Annotated in this window: 18 protein-coding genes; 2 read left to right on the forward strand and 16 right to left on the reverse strand. The window is 59.7% G+C overall.

Annotated elements, in window-relative coordinates:
• Window positions 1-89: 89 nt before the first annotated feature.
• From dnaE to rpsB, 16 genes are all read right to left on the reverse strand, one after another.
• A complete protein-coding gene (gene dnaE / locus AC07SI_RS22705; RefSeq protein WP_065903070.1) occupies window positions 90-3611 on the reverse strand; it encodes a DNA polymerase III subunit alpha in 3522 nt (1173 codons plus the stop codon).
• 76 nt (window positions 3612-3687) lie between these two features.
• On the reverse strand, window positions 3688-4320 hold the full coding sequence (gene rnhB, locus AC07SI_RS22710; RefSeq protein WP_065903072.1) for a ribonuclease HII: 633 nt from the start codon (window positions 4318-4320) through the stop codon (window positions 3688-3690).
• Complete coding sequence (lpxB, locus tag AC07SI_RS22715) at window positions 4317-5456, reverse strand: lipid-A-disaccharide synthase (protein ID WP_065903073.1); 1140 nt, start codon at window positions 5454-5456, stop codon at window positions 4317-4319. Before lpxB ends, rnhB begins: the two co-directional genes overlap by 4 nt.
• 2 nt (window positions 5457-5458) lie before the next feature.
• Window positions 5459-6235 carry an acyl-ACP--UDP-N-acetylglucosamine O-acyltransferase gene (lpxA, locus tag AC07SI_RS22720; protein ID WP_065903075.1) on the reverse strand — a complete coding sequence of 259 codons (777 nt, stop codon included), beginning with the start codon at window positions 6233-6235 and terminating at the stop codon, window positions 5459-5461.
• A complete protein-coding gene (gene fabZ / locus AC07SI_RS22725; protein ID WP_003172281.1) occupies window positions 6232-6672 on the reverse strand; it encodes a 3-hydroxyacyl-ACP dehydratase FabZ in 441 nt (146 codons plus the stop codon). Before fabZ ends, lpxA begins: the two co-directional genes overlap by 4 nt.
• A 111-nt stretch (window positions 6673-6783) precedes the next feature.
• A complete protein-coding gene (gene lpxD / locus AC07SI_RS22730) occupies window positions 6784-7839 on the reverse strand; it encodes a UDP-3-O-(3-hydroxymyristoyl)glucosamine N-acyltransferase (protein WP_106804956.1) in 1056 nt (351 codons plus the stop codon).
• Between the two features lie 3 nt (window positions 7840-7842).
• Entirely contained in the window at window positions 7843-8346 is a 504-nt protein-coding gene (locus AC07SI_RS22735) for an OmpH/Skp family outer membrane protein (RefSeq protein WP_003172279.1), read from the reverse strand.
• Between the two features lie 45 nt (window positions 8347-8391).
• Entirely contained in the window at window positions 8392-10779 is a 2388-nt protein-coding gene (bamA, locus tag AC07SI_RS22740; protein WP_065903080.1) for an outer membrane protein assembly factor BamA, read from the reverse strand.
• A gap of 74 nt (window positions 10780-10853) precedes the next feature.
• Window positions 10854-12206, reverse strand: coding sequence for a sigma E protease regulator RseP (rseP, locus tag AC07SI_RS22745; protein WP_065903081.1), 1353 nt, complete (start codon window positions 12204-12206; stop codon window positions 10854-10856).
• 53 nt (window positions 12207-12259) lie between these two features.
• Window positions 12260-13450 carry a 1-deoxy-D-xylulose-5-phosphate reductoisomerase gene (ispC, locus tag AC07SI_RS22750; RefSeq protein WP_495006551.1) on the reverse strand — a complete coding sequence of 397 codons (1191 nt, stop codon included), beginning with the start codon at window positions 13448-13450 and terminating at the stop codon, window positions 12260-12262.
• Window positions 13447-14253, reverse strand: a complete 807-nt coding sequence (locus tag AC07SI_RS22755) for a phosphatidate cytidylyltransferase (RefSeq protein WP_065903083.1) — start codon at window positions 14251-14253, stop codon at window positions 13447-13449. Before AC07SI_RS22755 ends, ispC begins: the two co-directional genes overlap by 4 nt.
• A complete protein-coding gene (gene uppS, locus AC07SI_RS22760; protein ID WP_016974405.1) occupies window positions 14253-15008 on the reverse strand; it encodes a polyprenyl diphosphate synthase in 756 nt (251 codons plus the stop codon). The genes AC07SI_RS22755 and uppS overlap by 1 nt, the downstream gene beginning before the upstream one ends.
• 17 nt (window positions 15009-15025) lie before the next feature.
• Window positions 15026-15583: a ribosome recycling factor gene (frr, locus tag AC07SI_RS22765; protein ID WP_016974404.1), complete on the reverse strand. Its 558-nt coding sequence runs from the start codon at window positions 15581-15583 to the stop codon at window positions 15026-15028.
• Window positions 15580-16323 (reverse strand): UMP kinase, encoded by a 744-nt coding sequence (gene pyrH, locus AC07SI_RS22770; RefSeq protein ID WP_003189161.1) that lies wholly within the window; start codon window positions 16321-16323, stop codon window positions 15580-15582. The genes frr and pyrH overlap by 4 nt, the downstream gene beginning before the upstream one ends.
• A 212-nt stretch (window positions 16324-16535) precedes the next feature.
• A complete protein-coding gene (gene tsf / locus AC07SI_RS22775; RefSeq protein ID WP_495006552.1) occupies window positions 16536-17399 on the reverse strand; it encodes a translation elongation factor Ts in 864 nt (287 codons plus the stop codon).
• A gap of 203 nt (window positions 17400-17602) precedes the next feature.
• Entirely contained in the window at window positions 17603-18340 is a 738-nt protein-coding gene (gene rpsB / locus AC07SI_RS22780) for a 30S ribosomal protein S2 (protein ID WP_003189158.1), read from the reverse strand.
• A gap of 387 nt (window positions 18341-18727) precedes the next feature.
• On the opposite strand from rpsB, the gene map reads away from it, so the two are divergent.
• Both map and AC07SI_RS22790 read left to right on the forward strand, forming a co-directional pair.
• The gene (map, locus tag AC07SI_RS22785) at window positions 18728-19510 is read left to right on the forward strand and encodes a type I methionyl aminopeptidase (protein WP_065903086.1); all 783 of its coding nucleotides are present in this window, start codon (window positions 18728-18730) and stop codon (window positions 19508-19510) included.
• 66 nt (window positions 19511-19576) lie between these two features.
• Window positions 19577-22279 carry a [protein-PII] uridylyltransferase gene (locus AC07SI_RS22790; RefSeq protein WP_106804959.1) on the forward strand — a complete coding sequence of 901 codons (2703 nt, stop codon included), beginning with the start codon at window positions 19577-19579 and terminating at the stop codon, window positions 22277-22279.
• Window positions 22280-22295 lie beyond the last annotated feature (16 nt).

Raw genomic sequence — 22295 nt, forward strand, 5'->3', positions numbered from 1 at the left:
AGCCGGTTGTCTATTCGCGCCCTACCTTAAGGGAGAGGCGCGTTTAGGTCGAGATTAAATGTTTAGTCGTGATCAGACATATCTGACCGTCAACGGTATTGGAGGAAGACGTTGTCTCGCCCGAACTGGTCACGCAATGCTTGAATCAAGCCATCAGCGGGATCAATTCGCCAGGTCTCACCAAACTGCAGCATCGCCTTGGCGTCATTGCCGGTGTACTCCATGGTCACCGGGCACGCACCACGGTGGCGCTTGAGCAGGTCGCCCAACCAGCGTAGCTGATCGCCCTTGAGTGCCTCGGTTTTCACCTTCAGGCGCAGGCTTTCGGCCAGATTGGTACGCGCATCCTCCATGCTCATCACCCGCTTGATCCGCAGGCGCAGGCCGCCGGAGAAGTCGTCGTTGCTGACCTCCCCTTCCACGACCACCATGGCATCGGTCTGCAGCAGCGACTGCGCGGAATGGAAGGCGTCGGCAAACAGCGACGCCTCGATCCGGCCCGAGCGGTCGTCGAGGGTGATAAAGCCCATCTTGTCGCCCTTTTTGTTTTTCATCACGCGCAGGGCGATGATCATGCCGGCGACGGTCTGGGTATCCCGCGCCGGCTTCAGGTCGATGATGCGCTGGCGGGCGAAACGGCGAATCTCGCCTTCGTACTCGTCAATCGGGTGACCGGTGAGGTACAGGCCCAGGGTGTCTTTCTCACCCTTGAGGCGCTCCTTGAGGGTCAGTTCCTTGGCCTTGCGATGGTTGCCGTACACATCCGCGTCTTCCTCGACGAACAGCCCGCCAAACAGGTCGGCGTGACCGCTGTCGTGGGTGCGGGCGGTCTGTTCGGCGGCCTTGATCGCTTCTTCCATGGCGGTGAGCAGCACGGCGCGGTTGCGGTCGATGTTCGCCTGGTAGGCCTTCGGCTCGTCATGGAAGTACGGGCCGAGGCGGTCCAGCGCACCGCTGCGGATCAAGCCGTCGAGGGTGCGCTTGTTGATGCGCTTGAGGTCCACCCGTGCGCAGAAGTCGAACAGGTCCTTGAACGGGCCGTCCTGGCGGGCTTCGGTGATGGCTTCCACCGGGCCTTCGCCGACGCCCTTGATTGCGCCGAGACCATAGATGATGCGGCCTTCGTCGTTCACCGTGAACTTGAATTCCGAGGCGTTCACGTCCGGCGCGTCGAGGCGCAGCTTCATGGTGCGCACTTCCTCGATCAAGGTCACGACCTTGTCGGTGTTGTGCATATCCGCCGAGAGTACCGCAGCCATGAACGGCGCCGGGTAGTGGGCTTTCAGCCAGGCGGTCTGGTACGACACCAGGCCGTACGCGGCGGAGTGGGATTTGTTGAAACCGTAACCGGCGAATTTTTCCACCAGGTCGAAGATGTTACCGGCGAGGTCAGCGTCGATATTGTTGGTGGCGCAACCTTCAATGAAACCGCCGCGCTGCTTGGCCATTTCCTCGGGTTTTTTCTTACCCATGGCTCGACGCAGCATGTCCGCGCCACCGAGGGTGTAACCGGCCATGACCTGGGCAATCTGCATCACCTGTTCTTGATACAGGATGATGCCGTAGGTCGGCGCCAATACGGGCTTGAGGCCTTCGTACTGGTAGTCCGAGTGCGGGTACGCCAGCTCGGCACGCCCGTGCTTACGGTTGATGAAGTCATCCACCATGCCCGATTGCAACGGGCCCGGACGGAACAGGGCCACCAGTGCGATCAAGTCTTCCAGGCAGTCGGGCTTGAGCTTTTTGATCAGCTCTTTCATGCCACGCGATTCAAGCTGGAACACCGCTGTGGTTTCAGCTTTTTGCAACAGCGTGTACGTCGGTTTGTCGTCCAGCGGGATAAAGGCGATATCCAGCGGTTCTTCACCGACCTTGGCGCGGTCGCGGTTGATGGTCTTGAGCGCCCAATCGATGATCGTCAGGGTCCGCAGGCCGAGGAAGTCGAACTTCACCAGGCCGGCAGCCTCCACGTCGTCCTTGTCGAACTGGGTTACCAGGCCATCGCCTTCTTCGTCGCAATAGATCGGCGAAAAGTCGGTCAGCTTGGTCGGCGCGATAACCACACCACCGGCGTGTTTACCGACGTTACGCACCACACCTTCAAGCTTGCGGGCCATGTCCCAGATTTCGGCGGCTTCTTCATCGACCTTGATGAAGTCGCGCAGGATTTCTTCCTGCTCGTAAGCCTTCTCCAGAGTCATGCCGACTTCGAACGGAATCATTTTCGACAGGCGGTCAGCCAAGCCGTAGGACTTGCCCTGCACCCGTGCCACGTCGCGGATTACCGCCTTGGCCGCCATCGAACCGAAGGTGATGATCTGGCTCACGGCGTTGCGGCCGTACTTCTCGGCCACGTATTCGATCACGCGGTCGCGACCGTCCATGCAGAAGTCGACGTCGAAGTCGGGCATGGAGACCCGTTCCGGGTTGAGGAAGCGCTCGAACAGCAGGTCATATTCCAGCGGGTCGAGGTCGGTGATCTTCTGCACATAGGCCACCAGCGAGCCAGCACCTGACCCCCGGCCCGGACCGACCGGTACGCCGTTGTTCTTGGCCCACTGGATGAAGTCCATCACGATCAGGAAGTAACCGGGGAACCCCATCTGGATGATGATATCCAGCTCGAAATTCAGCCGATCGACGTAGACCTGGCGCTTGGCCTCATAGTCTTCGGTGGTGTCCTTGGGCAGCAGGACGCTGAGGCGCTCCTCCAGGCCGTCAAACGACACCTTGCGAAAGTATTCATCGATGGTCATGCCATCGGGAATCGGGAAGTTGGGCAGGAAGTGCTTGCCCAGCTTCACTTCGATATTGCAGCGCTTGGCGATTTCGACGGAGTTTTCCAGGGCCTCGGGCAGGTCACTGAACAGCTCGGCCATTTCATCCGCGCTTTTGAGGTACTGCTCTTCGCTGTAGTTCTTGGAGCGGCGCGGGTCATCCAGGGCCCGGCCTTCGCCGATGCACACGCGGGTTTCGTGGGCCTCGAAATCTTCTTTCTTGATGAAGCGCACATCGTTGGTCGCCACCAGCGGCGCACCCAGCTTGTCGGCGAGGGCCACGGCGGCGTGCAGATGCTCTTCATCGTTGGGGCGGTTGGTGCGCTGCACTTCCAGATAGAAGCGCCCCGGAAAGACCTGCATCCACTCACTCGCCAATACTTCGGCTTCGTGCGGGTTGCCGCCCAACAGCGCGATGCCGATCTCGCCTTCTTTGGCGGCCGACAGCATGATCAGGCCTTCGCTGGCCTCGGCGACCCACTCGCGCTCGATGATGATCGAGCCGTTGCGCTGGCCATCGATAAAACCACGGGAAATCAATTCGGTGAGGTTGCGATAACCGACGCCGTTCATCGCCAACAGGCTGATGCGGCTCAGGGGGTTATCGGGGTCTTTGTTGGACAGCCACAGGTCGGCGCCGCAGATCGGCTTGATCCCGGCGCCCATGGCGTTCTTGTAGAACTTGACCAAGGAACACATGTTGTTCTGATCGGTCACCGCGACCGCAGGCATATTCATGCCCACCAGGGTTTTGACCAGCGGTTTGATCCGTACCAGGCCGTCGACCAGGGAGTATTCAGTGTGCAGGCGTAGATGAACGAATGAAGCCGGCATAGTGATCCTGTCTTGATACATGAAAACAACAAGGCCCGGATTGTACCGGGCCTTGGCAAAAACATCAGCCTCGCGACTAAACCTCGCTGAGGCTCTCGCGCAGCTCGTAGGCCTGGCGCACCGGGGCGAACGAGCGGCGGTGGATCGGGGTAGGACCCAGGCGCGCCAGGGCTTCCAGATGAACGGGCGTCGGATAGCCCTTGTGCCCGCCGATGCCGTAGCCGGGATAGATCAATTCAAACGCAGCCATTTCACGGTCGCGACTGACTTTGGCCAGGATCGAAGCGGCGGCAATGGCCGGCACCTTGCTATCGCCCTTGACCACCGCCTCGGACGGCATGGCCAGCTTGGGGCAACGGTTGCCGTCGATCATCGCCATTTTCGGCGTGATGTGCAGGCCTTCCACCGCACGCTGCATGGCCAGCATGGTGGCGTGGAGGATATTCAATTCGTCGATTTCTTCGACTTCGGCCCGGGCGATATGCCAGCTCAGGGCTTTTTCACAGATCTCGTCGTAGAGCTTTTCACGGCGTGCTTCGGTGAGTTTCTTCGAGTCGTTGAGGCCCAGGATCGGGCGGTTCGGGTCGAGGATCACCGCCGCCGTCACCACCGCGCCGCACAGCGGGCCGCGTCCGACTTCGTCAACGCCGGCCACGAGTGCGTGGGCTTCGGCAACCAGGCTGAAATCCAGGCCCATTTGCGTGCTCATAAAGCTTCCTGTTTGTGGCCGATCAAGCTCAACACGGCGTCAGCCGCCTGGTTCGAGGCATCCCGGCGCAGGGTGCGGTGGATGTCGTCGAAACCACGGGTCTGTTCTTCGCCGCCGTCGATCAAGGGTAGTAGAGTTTGCGCGAGGGCCTCGGGCGTTGCATCGTCCTGCAACAACTCCGGCACCAGCAGGCGCTGGGCCAGCAGGTTGGGCAAGGAGATGTAAGGGCTCTTGACCATGCGCTTGAGAATCCAGAACGTCAGCGGCGCAAGGCGGTAGGCCACAACCATCGGGCGCTTGTACAGCAAGGCTTCCAGTGTCGCGGTGCCCGAGGCGATCAACACCGCGTCGCAGGCCGCGAGAGCCAGGTGCGACTGACCGTCGAGCAAGGTCAATGGCAGGTTACGACCTTCCAGCAAGGTTTCGATCTGCGCGCGACGCTGCGGGCTGGCGCACGGCAGCACGAAACGTACGCCCGGCTTCAAGGCCTGCAGGCGCTCGGCGGCATCAAAAAACACCGAGGCCAAGCGGCCGACTTCGCCGCCACGGCTGCCCGGCATCAGCGCCACCAGCGGGCCGTCGGGCAGGCCCAGCTCGGCACGCGCAGCCGCGCGGTCAGCCTGCAAGGGAATGGTGTCCGCCAGGGTATGCCCGACAAACCTTACCGGCACCCCCTTCTCTTCGTAGAACCTGGCCTCGAACGGCAGCAGGGTCAACATCAGGTCACAGCCTTCACGGATTTTCAGCACACGCTTCTGCCGCCACGCCCAGACGGATGGGCTGACGTAGTGCACGGTCTTGATCCCGGCCTGGCGCAACTTGAGTTCGATGTTGAGGGTGAAATCCGGTGCGTCGATGCCGATGAAGACGTCAGGCTTTTCTTCGATCAGGGTCTGGATCAGCAGCTTGCGGCGGGCCAACAGCTCGCGCAGGCGACCCAGCACCTCAACCAGCCCCATGACCGACAGGCGCTCCATGGGGAAGTAGGACGTGAGCCCTTCAGCCTGCATCAGCGGGCCGCCGACGCCAATGAACTCTACCGCAGGATGCTGGGCCTTGAGCGCCCGCATCAGACCTGCGCCCAAAATGTCGCCGGAGGCTTCTCCGGCCACCAGCGCGATACGCAGAGTGGCCATGATCAGCGGGTGATGCCGCGAGTCGACGCTTGGATCGAGTCGCGAAACACCGCGACTTCCGGGAACAACGCTGCCGACTCTGCCAGTTGGATCAACGCCTGGTCCACCGTCAGCCCCTGACGATAAACCACCTTGTAGGCACGGCGCAGGGCGTGGATCGCCTCTTCGCTGAAACCCCGACGGCGCATGCCTTCGAAGTTCATGCTGCGGGCTTCGGCCGGGTTGCCGAATACCGTGACAAACGCCGGTACATCCTTGCCAATTGCGGTACCCATGCCGGAAAAGCTGTGGGCGCCGATATGGCAGTACTGATGCACCAGGGTAAAACCGGACAGGATGGCCCAGTCGTCAACATGCACATGGCCAGCCAAGGCAGTGTTGTTGACCAGGATGCAGTGGTTGCCGATCACGCTGTCATGGCCGATATGGGCATAGGCCATGACCAGGTTGTGATCACCCAGCGTGGTCTCGGCACGATCCTGCACGGTGCCACGGTGAATGGTCACGCCTTCACGGATGATGTTGTGATCACCGATTACCAGGCGTGTTTCTTCACCCTTGTACTTCATGTCCGGGGTGTCTTCGCCTACCGAGGAGAACTGGTAGATGCGGTTGTGTTTGCCAATGCGGGTCGGACCCTTGAGGATCACGTGCGGCCCGATGACAGTCCCCTCGCCGATTTCCACACCTGCGCCGATGATCGACCAAGGGCCGACCTCAACGTCGGCGGCCAGCACGGCCGACGGATCGATGATTGCGCGAGGGTCAATCAAACTCATAGTTTGCGTTCCGCACAGATGATCTCAGCGGAGCACACCGGCTTGCCATCCACCGAAGCCTGGCATTCGAACTTCCAGATCTGGCGCTTGCAGCTGATGAACTTGGCTTCCAGGATCAACTGGTCACCCGGGGTAACCGGGTTGCGGAAACGCAACTTGTCGGAGCCCACGAAATAGTAAAGCGTGCCATCGGCAGGCTTGAGGTCGAGCATTTTGAAACCAAGGATACCGGCAGCCTGGGCCATCGCTTCGATGATCAACACGCCCGGCATGATGGGATGCGCAGGAAAGTGACCATTGAAGAACGGTTCGTTGATGCTGACATTCTTGTAGGCACGAATGCGCTTTTCCTCAACATTGAGGTCCACTACGCGGTCCACCAGCAGGAACGGGTAACGGTGAGGCAGGTATTCGCGAATCTCGTTGATGTCCATCATTTCGGGGGGAAGCCTGTAATAAAGATTGGGGGCGGGCGAACTAAAAGCACGCCCCGCTAGCAAATCAAGGAGGCAGTCTAGCGGCTGTGCACACTTGATATGGAAATGGTATCAGCCTTCTGATGAAGCATTACCGCCAGGGGTCACGTCTCCAACACGCTTTTCCAGCTGTTTGAGGCGTCGAGCCATGTCGTCGAGCTGCCTCAACCGTGCTGCACTCTTGCGCCATTCAGCTGCAGGCTGCATAGCGGTACCGGAAGAATAGGCACCCGGCTCGGTAATCGAGTGGGTCACCATGGTCATGCCGGTGATGAATACGTTGTCGCAAACTTCAATATGCCCCACCAACCCTACGCCACCGGCTAGCATGCAATGCTTGCCGATTTTGGTGCTGCCGGAGATGCCTACACACGCCGCCATGGCGGTGTGATCGCCAATCTGTACGTTGTGGGCGATCTGGATCTGGTTATCGAGCTTCACGCCGTTACCGATCACGGTATCGGCCAGGGCCCCGCGATCAACAGCGGTGTTGACACCGATTTCCACGTCGTCGCCGATCAATACGCCGCCGACCTGGGCAATCTTGTTCCAGACACCTTTGGAATTGGCAAAGCCAAAACCTTCACCGCCGATCACGGCACCCGACTGGATGACCACACGCTCGCCGATACGCACATCGTGGTACAGGGTCACGCGGGGTGCCAGCCAGCCATCGGCACCGATTTCGCAGCGTGCGCCGATGAAGCAATGTGCACCGACAGTCACACCCGCCGCAATGCGTGCACCGCTCTCGATCACCGCAAACGCGCCGACGCTGGCCGCAGGGTCAACCTGCGCATCATCGGCGATGACCGCCGAAGGATGAATACCGGCGCCAGCCTTGGGTTTCGGGTCGAACAGGTGCGATACCCGTGCATAAGCCAGGTACGGGTCGGCCACCACCAGCGCATCCCCGGCAAACCCTTCGGCGTCAGCGGCTTTGAGCAACACGGCTGCAGCCTGGCTATCGACGAGGTATTTACGGTATTGGGGATTTGCGAGGAAGCTCAACTGAGCTGGGCCAGCCTCCTGCAAGGTGGCTAGCCCAGTGATTTCTTTCTCCTTGGAGCCACGCAAGGTGGCCCCCAAGAACTCGGCCAACTCGCCGAGCTTGATAGTCGCGGTCATGGCTTACTTCAGCTGGTTCATGCGCTCGATCACCTGACGGGTGATGTCGTATTGAGGCTTGACGTCGATGACAGCGCCACGCTCGAACACCAGGTCAAAGGCACCTTTCTTGATGACTTCTTCCACAGCGCTGTCCAGTTTCGGCTTCAGCTGCTTGAGCATTTCGCGGTCGGCAACTGCCTTGGCTTCGTTCAGCTCCTTGGACTGGAACTGGTAGTCACGGGCCTTTTGCTTGAATTCAAGCTCCAGGCGCTCGCGCTCGCCCTGCTGCATCTTGTCGCCACCGGCTACCAGGCGATCCTGAATGCCCTTGGCACTGCTTTCCAGGGTCTTGAGCTTGGTCAGTTGCGGACCGAATTTCTTCTCGGCATCCACGGCGTACTTCTTGGCCGCATCGGATTCCAACAGAGCCATCTGATAGTTCAGGACGGCGATTTTCATTTCGGCGAAGGCCGGGGTGGTTACCAGCACGGTGGCCAGCAGAACCAATTGAGTCAACTTACGCACGATGTACTCCTACAGAATCCGTTGTCGTTATCTTGGGTCAGACGCTTAGAACGTCTGGCCGAGGGAGAATTGGAAAATCTGGGTTTCAGCGTTATCCGGTTTCTTGATCGGCATGGCCAGAGCAAAGCTCAATGGGCCAAGCGCAGTCACCCAGGTCACACCCACACCCACGGAGCTTGCCAGGTTGCTGAGGCTCACGTCGTTGCATTGGGTTTCGGACTTCACGCCGCTCGGGTTACGGATCTGCTCGCACTTGGAGTCGAACACGTTACCCACGTCCCAGAAGACCGAAGTACGCAGCGAACGCTGATCCTTCACGAATGGCAGCGGGAACAGAATCTCCGCACCACCCTGAATCAAAACGTTACCACCGAACGGCAGCGGGTCGTTGTCCGAATCCGCCACAGTGCCTTGGTTACCGGTTACACCCACACCACGGCTTGGCGTACCACGAGGACCCAGGGTGCTGTCCTTGAAGCCACGTACCGAGTTGAAACCACCAGCATAGTAGTTCTCATAGAACGGCAAGCCATTGGTCGAACCATAACCATCGCCATAGCCCAGCTCAGTGTGCAGGCGCATGGTGTAGTTATCGCTCAACGGCTGGAACAATTGGCCGCGGTAGTCGAGCTTGAAGAACGACAGGTCGCTGCCCGGCGTCGTGGTTTCCAGGGTCAGGCTCTGGGAGTGACCACGGGTCGCCAACACACCTTTGTTCAGGGTCGACTCGGACCAGCCGGCGGACGCCTTGAAGTTCAGGAACTTGTCACCTTCGCGACGGGTAAAGTCGAAGATCTCGTCCACGGTGTACACACCGGTCTTGATCTCATCCTGTTGCGCGGTCAGGCCAAAGGTCAGGCGCGACGTTTCGCTGATCGGGTAGCCAATGTTGGCGCCCACACCCAGGCTGTCGATCGCATAGCTTGCTACGTCAACGTCGAGGTCTTTGTAGTCGGTGGTGCGATAGAAGGCGTTGTAGCCCAGGCTCACACCGTCGGCAGTCCAGTAGGGGTCGACATAACCGAAGTTATAGCGGCTCTGGTATTCGCTGCGGGTCAGGCCGATGGAAACCTTGTTACCGGTACCGAGGAAGTTGTTCTGGGTGATCGAACCACCGAGGATCAGGCCGGCGCTCTGTGCGAAACCAACGCTGGCGGTGATGGAACCCGACGCCTGCTCTTCCACGGCGTAGTTCACGTCAACCTGGTCATCCACGCCCGGTACGGCCGGGGTCTCGACGTTGACTTCCTTGAAGAAGCCCAGGCGCTCAAGACGGGTCTTGGACTGGTCGATCAGGTAAGTCGACGCCCAGCCACCTTCCATCTGACGCATTTCACGACGCAGCACTTCGTCCGCAGACTTGGTGTTGCCACGGAAGTTGATGCGGTTCACATAGGCACGCTTGCCCGGGTCGACAACGAAAGTGATGTCCACGGTGTGGTCATCATCGTGCGGGGTCGGCACGCCGTTGACGTTGGCGAAGGTATAGCCTTCGTTACCGAGGCGGCGGGTGATCAGTTCGGAGGTGGTGGTCATCAGCTTACGCGAGAACACCTGGTCCTTCTGCACCAGCAACAGCGCCTTGACCTGGTCTTCAGGGACTTTCAGGTCGCCGCTGAGCTTCACGTCACGAACCTTGTACTTCTCGCCTTCGTTGACGTTGACGGTGATGTAGACGTGCTTCTTGTCCGGGGTGATGGACACCTGGGTCGAAGCGATATCCATGTTGATATAGCCACGGTCCAGGTAGTAGGAGCGCAGACGCTCCAGGTCACCGGAGAGTTTTTCACGTGCGTACTTGTCGTCGTTCTTGAAGAACGACAACCAGTTGGTGGTCTTGAGTTCGAACAGGTCGATCAGGTCGTCATCAGCGAACTTGGTATTGCCCACCACGTTGATGTGCTGAATCGCCGCCACGGTACCTTCGTTGATGTTGACCTTGAGGCCGACACGGTTACGAGGTTGCGGGACCACTTCGGTTTCCACGGTCGCGGAGTAGCGGCCCTGGGCAACGTACTGGCGTTGCAGCTCGTTACGCACACCCTCAAGGGTGGCGCGCTGGAAGATCTCGCCCTCGGCCAGGCCGGATTGCTTGAGGCCCTTCATCAGGTCTTCAGTGGAGATCGCTTTGTTGCCTTCGATCTCGATACTGGCGACGGAAGGTCGCTCGACGACAGTGATGACCAGGACGTTGCCTTCGCGACCCAGTTGGATGTCTTGAAAGAAACCGGTTTTGAACAGCGCACGAGTGGATTCCACCAGGCGACGGTCATCAGCCTGTTCCCCAACGTTCAACGGCAAGGCACCAAAGACGCTACCCGCGGAAACCCGCTGGAGGCCGTTGACGCGAATATCGGAGATGGTGAAGGACTCGGCGTGAACTTCGGCGATCATCAATACGGTGAGAACCGCAGTTAGCAGCAGACGTTTCATGAAGTCCTTTCTTATTCCAACTGGCAATAAACAAACTGCCGCAAAATGCGGCAGATTCGCAATTCAGCGAAGCGTTACAGACGACCCAGATCGTTGACCAAGGCTAACAACATCACCCCGACCACCAAACTGATACCGATCTGTATCCCCCAACCCTGCACCCGATCCGACAAGGGACGACCACGCGCCCACTCGACCAGATAAAACAACAGATGCCCCCCATCCAATACTGGAATGGGCAGCAAATTCAGAACACCCAGGCTAATACTCAGATAAGCCAGGAAATTCAGGAAATCCGCGACACCCGACTGGGCAGAAGCGCCCGCCACTTTAGCAATGGTTATCGGTCCACTCAAGTTTTTTACCGAGAGCTCGCCGAACAACATTTTCTTGAGGGATTCGAGGGTCAGCACACTCATGGTCCAGGTGCGTCGAGCGCCCTCGCCAATTGCTGCCAACGGCCCGAAACTGACCTCGCGCACCATCGATGGCGGCCACTCTACACCTTTCACCCCGGCACCCAGGTAACCCCCGGCCGCCTTGGCTTCCCCGCGCACCGCCAGGGTGACAGGGATGTCGATTTGAGCACCGTCGCGCTCAACTTTCAGCACAATTTTGGTATCAGGCCGTACACGAACCAGGTCGACCACTTGCTGCCAGTCGCCCAATGCCTGGCCATCGAGGGCCAACAGGCGATCACCGGTTTTCAACCCGGCGGCCTGGGCCGGGCCTTTCGGGTCCAGCTCGGCGAGCACCGGCGGCAGCGCCGGGCGCCACGGACGGATACCCAGGGATTTGATCGGATCAGGCTCGTCAGCCCCCTTCAGCCAATGGTCAAGGGCCAGCGTACGCGGGGTTTCGGTCGTGGAATCCTGCTCGCGCACCACCACATTGACGGTACCGCTCTCACCCAGGCGACGAACCAATTGCAAATTGACCGCGCCCCACCCCGTGGTGGGCTCGCCATCAATGGATACAATTTCTTGCCCTGCGACCAGGCCGGCCTTGGCCGCCATGCTATCGGCCTCGACCGCGCCGATGACCGGGCGCACCTGCTGGCTGCCGAGCATGGCCAGCACCCAGAAGAACACCATCGCCAGCAGGAAGTTGGCGATTGGTCCCGCGGCAACAATCGCAATACGCTGACGAACGGTCTTGCGGTTAAAGGACTGGTCCAGTTGATCAGCCGGCACTTCACCTTCGCGCTCATCGAGCATCTTGACGTAGCCACCCAAGGGGATGGCCGCAATCACAAACTCGGTGCCGCGACGGTCATGCCAGCGCAACAGCGGCATGCCGAAACCGACGGAAAAGCGCAATACCTTGACGCCGCAACGACGTGCCACCCAGAAGTGGCCGAATTCGTGGAAGGTAACCAGCACACCCAGAGCAACCAGGGTGCCGACAATCATGTAAAGCGCACTCATCTAATTTCTCCGCATTCCAATCCAGTGCCTGAAGGCTCAAACACGCCCTCAAACTAACGCGCGTTGCGGTCCAGCCATTGTTGAGCCAGGGCACGAGCCTTGGCATCAGCCTCGAACACCGCTCCCAGATCATTCACTGCCACGACAGGCTCAAGCGCCAGGACGTCCTCGATGATACTCGCGATCTGCGGAAAGCGGATGCGCCGTTCGAGAAACGCCGCCACGGCCACTTCATTGGCAGCATTGAGCATCGCCGGTGCGCTGTTACCCGCTTGCGCCGCATGTCGTGCCAGGCGCAGGCAAGGAAAGCGTTGCTCGTCCGGCGCCTCGAAATCCAGCCGCGCAATTGCAAACAGGTCCAATGGCGCCACGCCGGAATCAATCCGCTCCGGCCAGGCCAGGGCGTTGGCGATGGGCGTGCGCATGTCGGGGTTACCCAACTGCGCCAACACCGAACCATCCACATAGTCGACCAGGGAATGAATCACACTTTGCGGGTGGATCACCACCTCGACTTGCTCGGGGCGTGCATCGAACAGCCAGCAGGCCTCGATCAACTCCAGCCCCTTGTTCATCATGCTTGCCGAATCCACGGAGATCTTGCGCCCCATGGACCAGTTCGGATGAGCGCAGGCCTGGTCCGGAGACACATGCTCCAGCTCAGCCAACGGAGTTTGACGGAAAGGACCACCAGAGGCCGTCAGCAGAATCCGACGCACGCCGACCTGGCTCAGGCCTCGGGCAAAGTCACCCGGCATGCACTGGAAAATGGCGTTGTGCTCACTGTCGAGGGGCAGCAACACCGCGCCGCTCTTGCGCACCGCCTGCATAAAAAGTGCACCGGACATCACCAGCGCTTCTTTATTGGCCAACAGGATCTTCTTGCCAGCATCGACCGCAGCGAGGGTTGGACGCAAGCCAGCTGCCCCGACGATGGCGGCGACAACGGTATCCACCTCGGCATCCGCCGACACCTGGCACAGCCCCTCCTCGCCCACCAACACCTGGGTAGCCAGCCCGGCAGCCCGCAGATTATCCTGCAGCCCGCGCGCCAACGTGGCCTCAGGCACGACGGCGAAACGCGGTGCGTGACGCACACACAGGGCGAGCAATTCGCTCAAACGGGAGAATCCGGTCAGCGCGAAGAGCTGATAGCGATCCGGGTGGCGAGCGATCACGTCCAGGGTGCTCAGCCCTACCGAGCCCGTAGCCCCCAGCACGGTTACCTGTTGCAGGCGGCTCACGAGGCAGTCATCCACAGCAGTACGGCAAAAATCGGGATGGCCGCCGTCAGGCTGTCGATACGATCCAGCACGCCGCCGTGACCCGGCAGCAGGTTGCTGCTGTCCTTGATCCCGGCCTGGCGCTTGAACATGCTTTCGGTCAGGTCACCGACCACCGAGATAAAGACGACGATGGCAGTGCCCAGCAGCGCCAGGAAGATCTCCTTCACCGACCAGTCACGCACCACACCCACCACCAGCGTGATCAGCAGGGTCAATGCCAGGCCGCCGTACACGCCCTCCCAGCTCTTGCCCGGGCTGACCGCCGGCGCCAGCTTGCGCTTGCCGAACGCACGACCCGAGAAGTAGGCGCCGATATCCGCGCCCCAGACAAGCACCATCACCGCCATGATCAGCCAGTTGCCCATCGGCGAATGCTTGATCAGTACCAGCCCTTGCCAGGCCGGTAGCAGGATCAACAGGCCAATGACCAGCTTGCAGGCCACACTGGACCAATGACTGCTGGTGCGCGGATAGGTCAGCACCAGGAACGTCGCCAGCGCCCACCACAAGACCGCCGCCCCCAGCACCCAGGGCGCGACGTCCGGCAGGATGTACATGAGAAACAGCAACAGCGCCACGATTGCGGCGTACACCACACGTGGCAACTGTGCACTGAAGCCCGCCAGGCGCGCCCATTCCCAGGCGCCCAGGGTTACGACCAAGCCAATAAACAGCGCAAAGCCGGAACCATCGAGCAGGAAAAACCCACACAAGGCGATCGGCAACAGGATCAGTGCTGTGATGATTCGTTGTTTAAGCATTAAACCCGGGCTCCAGCTTCGATCTGCTCGCTCGTTTTACCGAAGCGACGCTGACGGGAAGCGAAATCGGCCAGCGCATTACGCATGGCATCGTGTTTGAAGTCCGGCCAGAACAGGTCGGAGAAGTACAGCTCGGTATAGGCCAGCTGCCACAGCAGGAAGTTGCTGATGCGGTGCTCGCCACCGGTGCGGATGCACAAGTCCGGCAACGGCAGGTCGCCGGTCACCAGGCAGGTCTGCAGCAGTTCGGGCGTGATGTCGTCCGGGCGCAGATGACCGGCTTGCACTTCGCGGGCCAGTCGCTGCGCGGCCTGGGCGATATCCCACTGGCCACCGTAGTTGGCTGCGATCTGCAGCACAAAACGGTTGGCCCCGGCGGTAATGGCCTCGGCTTCGCGCATGGCGGCCTGCAGTTCCGGGTGGAAACGCGAGCGATCGCCAATGATGCGCAGGCTGATGTTGTTGTCGTTGAGGCGCTTGGCCTCGCGACGCAGAGCCTTGAAGAACAGGTCCATCAAGGCACTGACTTCTTCGGCCGGGCGCTGCCAGTTCTCGCTGGAGAAGGCAAACAGGGTCAAGACTTCGACCTTGGCCTCGGCACACACCTCAATCACAGCCCGTACCGCATCGACACCCGCTTTATGCCCGGCAACACCCGGCATAAAGCGTTTCTTCGCCCAGCGATTATTCCCATCCATGATGATCGCGACATGGCGCGGCACCACAGAGGGTACAGTCTGCTTGGTCTTTTCCATGAAGGCGTCCTGACCCCTTATACGGCCATCAGGTCCTTTTCTTTCTCTTCCGTGGCCTTGGTGATCTGGGCCTCGGCGTCCTTGGTCAGCTTGTCGATATCGGCGACGGCGCGACGCTCTTCGTCTTCGCTGATTTCCTTGTCCTTGACCAGCTTCTTCAGGTCACCCAGGGCATCACGACGGATGTTGCGCACGGCAACGCGAGCATCTTCCGCGGCGCTGCGCGCCTGCTTGGTGAAGCCCTTGCGGGTTTCTTCGGTCAGGGCAGGCATGGAGATCAGCAGCAACTCGCCCAGGTTGGTCGGGTTGAGGTTCAGCCCAGCGCTCTGGATTGCCTTGTCGACGGCAGCGAGCATGTTGCGCTCGAACGCCACGACCTGCAGGGTGCGCGAGTCTTTCACAGTGACGTTGGCCACGCCGCTCAGCGGGGTGTCAGCGCCGTAGTAAGGCACCATCACGCTACCCAGGATGCTTGGGTGAGCCTTGCCGGTACGAATCTGGCCAAAAGCATGGCTCAGAGACTCCAGGGATTTCTGCATACGCGCTTGGGCGTCTTTCTTGATTTCGTTGATCATTGTTGGCCTTCCTCGATCAGAGTCCCTTCCGCGCCGCCGTGTACGATGTTCAGCAGGGCGCCGGGCTTGTTCATGTTAAATACGCGCAGCGGCATCTTGTGGTCGCGGCACAGGCAAATAGCCGTCAGGTCCATCACACCCAGCTTGCGATCCAGCACTTCATCGTAGGTCAGATGATCGAACTTCTCGGCATGCGGGTCTTTGAATGGATCTGCGGTGTAGACGCCGTCCACCTTGGTGGCCTTGAGCACTACGTCGGCATCGATCTCGATGGCGCGCAGGCAGGCAGCCGAGTCCGTGGTGAAGAACGGGTTGCCAGTACCCGCAGCGAAGATCACCACTTCTTTGGAGTTCAGGTGGCGCATGGCTTTGCGGCGATCATAGTGATCGGTCACGCCAACCATGGAAATAGCCGACATCACGATAGCCGAGATATTGGCACGCTCCAGGGCGTCACGCATCGCCAGGGCGTTCATCACAGTGGCCAGCATGCCCATGTGGTCGCCGGTTACCCGATCCATGCCGGCCGCACTCAGTGCCGCGCCGCGGAACAGGTTGCCGCCGCCAATCACCAGGCCGACCTGCACGCCGATACCGACCAGTTGGCCGACTTCCAGCGCCATGCGATCGAGCACCTTGGGATCGATCCCGAACTCTTCCGAGCCCATCAGGGCCTCGCCGCTAAGCTTGAGTAGAATGCGTTTATAGCGAGCCTGATAACCACTGCCCTGCTGAGCCATTGCGAATCTCTCCTGCGGCGTATTTTTTAAAAAATTCTTGGCGAGCCGTTTACGGCTTGCGTTCACTCTAGCTGGACGCTGTCACAGCGCCATCGGAACACGGCTTTGTAAGCCAGTTCCGAGGGTAAGCCAAATAAAATCGGCCTGCCCATTTGAAAAGAGGCTGCGCGCGTGAGCGGGCAGCCTCTTTTGGGCGACAGTTGAAAACTGTCTTATTGCTTGGCGGCAGCCAGCTGGGCAGCAACTTCTTCAGCGAAGTTGTCGACCGGCTTCTCGATGCCTTCGCCTACTTTGAAGTAAGTGAAGGAAACGATTTCAGCACCGGCTTTTTTGGCCAGTTCGCCGACCTTGATTTCAGGGTTCTTGACGAACGCCTGCTCAACCAGGCTTGCTTCAGCCAGGAACTTGCTGATACGGCCCTTGACCATGCTCTCAACAATGTTTTCTGGCTTGCCTTTGATTTTTTCTTCGTTCAGCTGCAGGAACACAGCTTTTTCACGCTCGATCGCTTCGGCAGAAACTTCCGAAGGCAGCAGGAACTCAGGGTTGCTGGCAGCAACGTGCATAGCGATGTCTTTGGCCAGCTCAACGTCGCCGCCTTTCAGAACTACCGCTACACCGATTTTGTTGCCGTGCAGGTAACCACCGACAACATCACCTTCAACGCGAGCCAGGCGACGGATGTTGACGTTTTCGCCAACCTTGCCGACCAGTACCAGGCGAGCAGCTTCTTGAGCTTCGATCAGAGGCTCAACGGTCGTCAGCTTGTCAGCGAATGCTTTTTCAACGCTGGCAGCAACGAATGCCTTGAAGTCATCCTGCAGAGCCAGGAAGTCGGTCTGCGAGTTCACTTCCAGCAGGACTGCGGATTTACCGTCTTCCTTCAGGGCGATGGCGCCTTCAGCAGCAACGTTACCGGCTTTCTTGGCGGCCTTGATGGCGCCCGAAGCACGCATGTCGTCGATGGCTTTTTCGATGTCGCCGCCGGCCTTGGTCAAGGCCTTTTTGCAATCCATCATGCCTTCGCCGGTGCGCTCACGCAGTTCTTTAACCAACGCTGCAGTAATCTCTGCCATTTCAAAATCCTCTTGGATAGGTTTTCAACCATTCCACCCGATCAAACGGGCGATCAATTCTTCCCGAATCTCCGTTGTAGGCCGCTGCACGTTACAGTCGCTAGGTTGCGCTGCCACAAGTGGGCGCCCACAAATGGTTTTCGAGGTGGCAAAAAGGGGGCCAAGCCCCCTTTTTGCTTACTGAGTCAACGCCAGGGCGTCAATTACTCAGCGGCTGCTACCGGAGCTTCTTCAACGAACTGCTCGGTACCACCAGCAACGTGGTTGCGACCACGGATTACAGCATCAGCCATCGAACCCATGTACAGCTGGATAGCGCGGATTGCGTCATCGTTGCCTGGGATGATGTAGTCAACGCCTTCCGGGCTGCTGTTGGTATCGACTACGCCGATAACCGGGATGCCCAGCTTGTTGGCTTCGGTGATCGCGATGCGCTCGTGATCAACGTCGATAACGAACAGTGCGTCAGGCAGACCGCCCATGTCCTTGATACCACCCAGGGAACGATCGAGCTTTTCCAGGTCACGGGAGCGCATCAGCGCTTCTTTCTTGGTCAGCTTGGCGAAAGTACCGTCTTCGGCTTGCACTTCAAGGTCACGCAGACGCTTGATGGAAGCACGGATGGTTTTGAAGTTGGTCAGCATGCCGCCCAACCAGCGGTGATCGACGTACGGCGAACCGCAACGTGCTGCTTCTTCAGCAACGATCTTGCCAGCGGAACGCTTGGTGCCGACGAACAGAATCTTGTTTTTGCCCTGTGCCAGGCGCTCTACGAAAGTCAGAGCTTCGTTGAACATTGGCAGGGTTTTTTCAAGGTTGATAATGTGGATCTTGTTACGCGCGCCGAAAATGTACTTACCCATTTTCGGGTTCCAGTAACGGGTCTGGTGACCGAAGTGCACACCGGCCTTCAGCATATCGCGCATGTTGACTTGGGACATGATAGTTCCTTAATAAGTCGGGTTTGGCCTCCACGTATCCCAATGACCAACCAGCGGCAGCAAGGCCTCCGGCACCCAGGTCATCGTGTCGACACGTGTGTGGATTTAAGCTTTGCGGGGTATCCCCGGAAAGCGGCGCATTTTATACCACACGAAGGGCGAAAACGAAACCCGCAATCACATTTGCCGTGCGCGGCATTGGCGTAACCCTTTGAATAGAGCGAATTTAGCCCCATCTGATAGAGAGAAGCGATCATCAGAGGGTCATGATTTGACGCCATCGTCTGTTAGAATCGCGTTTTTTGGGGCTTGTGCGAGTTCTGCAACCTTTTGTCGCACACCCGTAAACCGTATTGATTTCAGCGCGTCGCGCTAGAGAGAGCCTGTATGACCGTTAGTTTGAAATCCGCCGAAGACATCGCCGGCATGCGCATCGCCGGCAAACTGGCTGCCGACGTGCTGGAAATGATTGCCGAGCACGTCAAGCCAGGCGTCACCACCGAAACGCTCAACCAGATCTGCCACGACTATATAGTCGACGTGCAAAAGGCCATCCCTGCGCCGCTGAACTACAAGGGCTTCCCCAAGTCGATCTGCACCTCGGTCAACCACGTGGTCTGCCACGGGATCCCGGGTGACAAGCCATTGAAGGAAGGCGACACCCTGAACATCGACGTCACCGTGATCAAGGATGGCTACTTCGGCGACACCAGCCGCATGTTCCACGTCGGCACCGTGCCGGTCTGGGCCGAGCGCCTGTCCCAGGTCACCCAGGAATGCATGTACAAGGCCATCGAAATCGTCAAGCCTGGCTGCCGCCTGGGCGACATCGGTGAAGTGATCCAGAAGCATGCTGAAAAGAACGGCTTCTCGGTGGTGCGCGAATTCTGCGGGCATGGCATCGGCACAGTGTTCCACGAGGAGCCGCAGATCCTGCACTACGGCCGTGCCGGCACCGGCATGGAACTCAAGGCTGGCATGACCTTCACCATCGAGCCGATGATCAACCAGGGCAAGGCCGACACCAAGGTGCTGGGCGACGGCTGGACCGCCATCACCAAGGACCGCAAGCTCTCGGCCCAGTGGGAACACACCCTGCTGGTCACCGAGACCGGCTACGAGATCTTCACCCTGCGCGCCGACGACACGATCCCTCGCGTTTCGGCGTAAGGCAGCAGCCTTGGTTTTCCCCCATTGTGTTGTGACTGACTGTTAGATAGAAAGGAAAGCCGATCGATGCCCCAGGTGGATCCCGAACTCTTCGACCGTGGCCAGTTCCAGGCCGAACTGGCCCTGAAGGCGAGCCCTATCGCCGCTTTCAAGAAAGCTATCCGCCAGGCTCGCGAGGTGCTCGACGAGCGCTTTCGCAGCGGCCGGGACATCCGTCGGCTGATCGAGGACCGCGCCTGGTTCGTCGATAACATCCTGCAGAAGGCCTGGGAACAGTTCAGCTGGAGCGAAGACGCCGACATCGCCCTGGTGGCGGTCGGCGGCTACGGTCGCGGCGAGTTGCACCCTTACTCCGACATCGACCTGCTGATCCTGCTGGACAGCGCCGATCATGAGATCTTTCGCGATTCCATCGAGCGATTTCTGACGCTGCTGTGGGACATCGGCCTGGAAGTCGGCCAGAGCGTGCGTTCGGTGGACGAGTGCGCCGAAGAGGCTCGCGCCGACCTGACGGTGATCACCAACCTGATGGAAAGCCGCACCATCGCCGGCCCCGAGCGCCTGCGCCAGCGCATGCTCGAAGTCACCAGTACCGCACACATGTGGCCGAGCAAGGACTTCTTCCTGGCCAAGCGTGCCGAGCAGAAGGCCCGCCATCACAAGTACAACGATACCGAATACAACCTGGAACCCAACGTCAAAGGCTCGCCGGGCGGGCTGCGGGATATCCAGACGATTTTGTGGGTTGCCCGTCGCCAGTACGGCACCCTGAACCTGCGCGCCCTCGCGGGCGAAGGGTTCCTGGTCGAGAGCGAAAACGCCCTGTTGGCTTCGTCCCAGGAGTTTCTCTGGAAAGTGCGCTACGCCCTGCACATGCTCGCCGGGCGCGCCGAAGACCGCCTGCTGTTCGACCACCAGCGCTCCATCGCGACCCTGCTGGGGTTCGAAGGCGAGGACGCCAAGACCAGCATCGAAAGCTTCATGCAGCAGTATTACCGGGTGGTCATGAGCATTGCCCAGCTCAGCGACCTGATCATCCAGCACTTCGAAGAAGTTATCCTGGCCCCTGAAGACGAAGCGCCGCCGCAGCCGATCAACTCGCGCTTCCAATTGCATGACGGCTATATCGAGGCGCGCAACGACAACGTGTTCCGCCGCACCCCGTTCGCCATGCTGGAAATCTTTGTGCTGATGGCCCAACAGCCGGAAATCAAAGGTGTGCGCGCCGACACCATTCGCCTGCTGCGAGAAAACCGTCACCTGATCGACGACGATTTTCGCCACGACATTCGCAACACCAGCCTGTTCATCGAGCTGTTCAAGTGCAAGATCGGCATCCACCGCAACCTGCGTCGGATGAACCGCTACGGCATTCTCGGGCGCTATCTGCCGGAATTCGGCTTTATCGTCGGGCAGATGCAGCACGACCTGTTCCACATCTATACGGTGGACGCCCACACCCTCAACCTGATCAAGCACCTGCGTAAGTTGCAGTACACCCAGGTGTCAGAAAAATTCCCGCTGGCCAGTAAGCTAATGGCCAAGCTGCCCAAGCCGGAGCTGATCTACCTGGCCGGCCTGTACCACGACATCGGCAAAGGCCGGCATGGCGACCACTCGGAAATCGGTGCAGTGGATGCCGAGGCTTTCTGCCAGCGCCACCAGTTGCCGCTGTGGGACAGCCGCCTGATCGTCTGGCTGGTGCAGAACCACTTGGTGATGTCGACCACCGCCCAGCGCAAGGACTTGTCCGACCCGCAGGTGATCCATGATTTCGCGCAGATCGTCGGTGATGAAACCCGCCTTGATTACCTGTATGTGCTGACCGTCTCCGACATCAACGCCACCAACCCGACGCTGTGGAACTCCTGGCGCGCCAGCCTGTTGCGCCAGCTGTACACCGAGACCAAGCGCGCCCTGCGTCGCGGCCTGGAAAACCCGGTGGACCGCGAGGAGCAGATCCGCCGTACGCAAAGCGCAGCCCTGGATATCCTGGTGCGCGGCGGCAACGACCCGGACGACGTCGAACAGCTGTGGTCGCAGCTGGGAGACGATTATTTCCTGCGCCACACCGCCGGCGATGTTGCCTGGCACACTGACGCGATCCTGCAGCAGCCTGCCGATGGCGGCCCGCTGGTGCTGATCAAGGAAACCACCCAGCGCGAATTCGAAGGCGGCACGCAGATTTTCATCTACGCCCCCGACCAGCACGATTTCTTCGCCGTGACCGTGGCGGCGATGGACCAGCTCAACCTGAACATCCATGACGCCCGGGTCATCACCTCCAGCAGCCAGTTCACCCTCGACACCTATATCGTGCTCGACACCGACGGCGACTCGATTGGCGACAACCCGGTGCGCGTGAAAAAGATCCGCGAAGGCCTGACCGAAGCGCTGCGCAACCCGGATGACTACCCGACCATCATCCAGCGCCGCGTACCGCGCCAGCTCAAGCACTTTGCGTTCGCGCCCCAGGTCACCATTTCCAACGACGCCCAGCGCCCGGTGACGGTGCTGGAACTCAGCGCCCCGGACCGGCCAGGCCTGCTGGCGCGTATCGGCGGGATTTTCCTGGAGTTCGACCTGTCGTTGCAGAACGCCAAGATTGCGACCCTCGGCGAGCGCGTGGAAGACGTGTTCTTTATTACCGATGCCGATAACCAGCCGCTGTCCGACCCTGAGCTGTGCCGCCGCTTGCAGGAGGCCATCGTTCAGCAGTTGAGCGTGACCCAGGAACCCGGCGTCGAGCTGTCGCGCCTGACCATTTGATTATTTAACGTTGTAA

Source organism: Pseudomonas sp. GW821-FHT05D12 (assembly GCF_059419825.1).

What these genes read in the sequence shown, in the direction of transcription:
- dnaE (WP_065903070.1), bottom strand. Translation starts at nt 3,611, where the DNA reads ATGCCGGCTTCATTCGTTCATCTACGCCTGCACACTGAATACTCCCTG.
- rnhB (WP_065903072.1), bottom strand. Translation starts at nt 4,320, where the DNA reads ATGAGCACGCAAATGGGCCTGGATTTCAGCCTGGTTGCCGAAGCCCAC.
- lpxB (WP_065903073.1), bottom strand. Translation starts at nt 5,456, where the DNA reads ATGGCCACTCTGCGTATCGCGCTGGTGGCCGGAGAAGCCTCCGGCGAC.
- lpxA (WP_065903075.1), bottom strand. Translation starts at nt 6,235, where the DNA reads ATGAGTTTGATTGACCCTCGCGCAATCATCGATCCGTCGGCCGTGCTG.
- fabZ (WP_003172281.1), bottom strand. Translation starts at nt 6,672, where the DNA reads ATGATGGACATCAACGAGATTCGCGAATACCTGCCTCACCGTTACCCG.
- lpxD (WP_106804956.1), bottom strand. Translation starts at nt 7,839, where the DNA reads ATGACCGCGACTATCAAGCTCGGCGAGTTGGCCGAGTTCTTGGGGGCC.
- bamA (WP_065903080.1), bottom strand. Translation starts at nt 10,779, where the DNA reads ATGAAACGTCTGCTGCTAACTGCGGTTCTCACCGTATTGATGATCGCC.
- rseP (WP_065903081.1), bottom strand. Translation starts at nt 12,206, where the DNA reads ATGAGTGCGCTTTACATGATTGTCGGCACCCTGGTTGCTCTGGGTGTG.
- AC07SI_RS22755 (WP_065903083.1), bottom strand. Translation starts at nt 14,253, where the DNA reads ATGCTTAAACAACGAATCATCACAGCACTGATCCTGTTGCCGATCGCC.
- uppS (WP_016974405.1), bottom strand. Translation starts at nt 15,008, where the DNA reads ATGGAAAAGACCAAGCAGACTGTACCCTCTGTGGTGCCGCGCCATGTC.
- frr (WP_016974404.1), bottom strand. Translation starts at nt 15,583, where the DNA reads ATGATCAACGAAATCAAGAAAGACGCCCAAGCGCGTATGCAGAAATCC.
- pyrH (WP_003189161.1), bottom strand. Translation starts at nt 16,323, where the DNA reads ATGGCTCAGCAGGGCAGTGGTTATCAGGCTCGCTATAAACGCATTCTA.
- tsf (WP_495006552.1), bottom strand. Translation starts at nt 17,399, where the DNA reads ATGGCAGAGATTACTGCAGCGTTGGTTAAAGAACTGCGTGAGCGCACC.
- rpsB (WP_003189158.1), bottom strand. Translation starts at nt 18,340, where the DNA reads ATGTCCCAAGTCAACATGCGCGATATGCTGAAGGCCGGTGTGCACTTC.
- map (WP_065903086.1), top strand. Translation starts at nt 18,728, where the DNA reads ATGACCGTTAGTTTGAAATCCGCCGAAGACATCGCCGGCATGCGCATC.
- AC07SI_RS22790 (WP_106804959.1), top strand. Translation starts at nt 19,577, where the DNA reads ATGCCCCAGGTGGATCCCGAACTCTTCGACCGTGGCCAGTTCCAGGCC.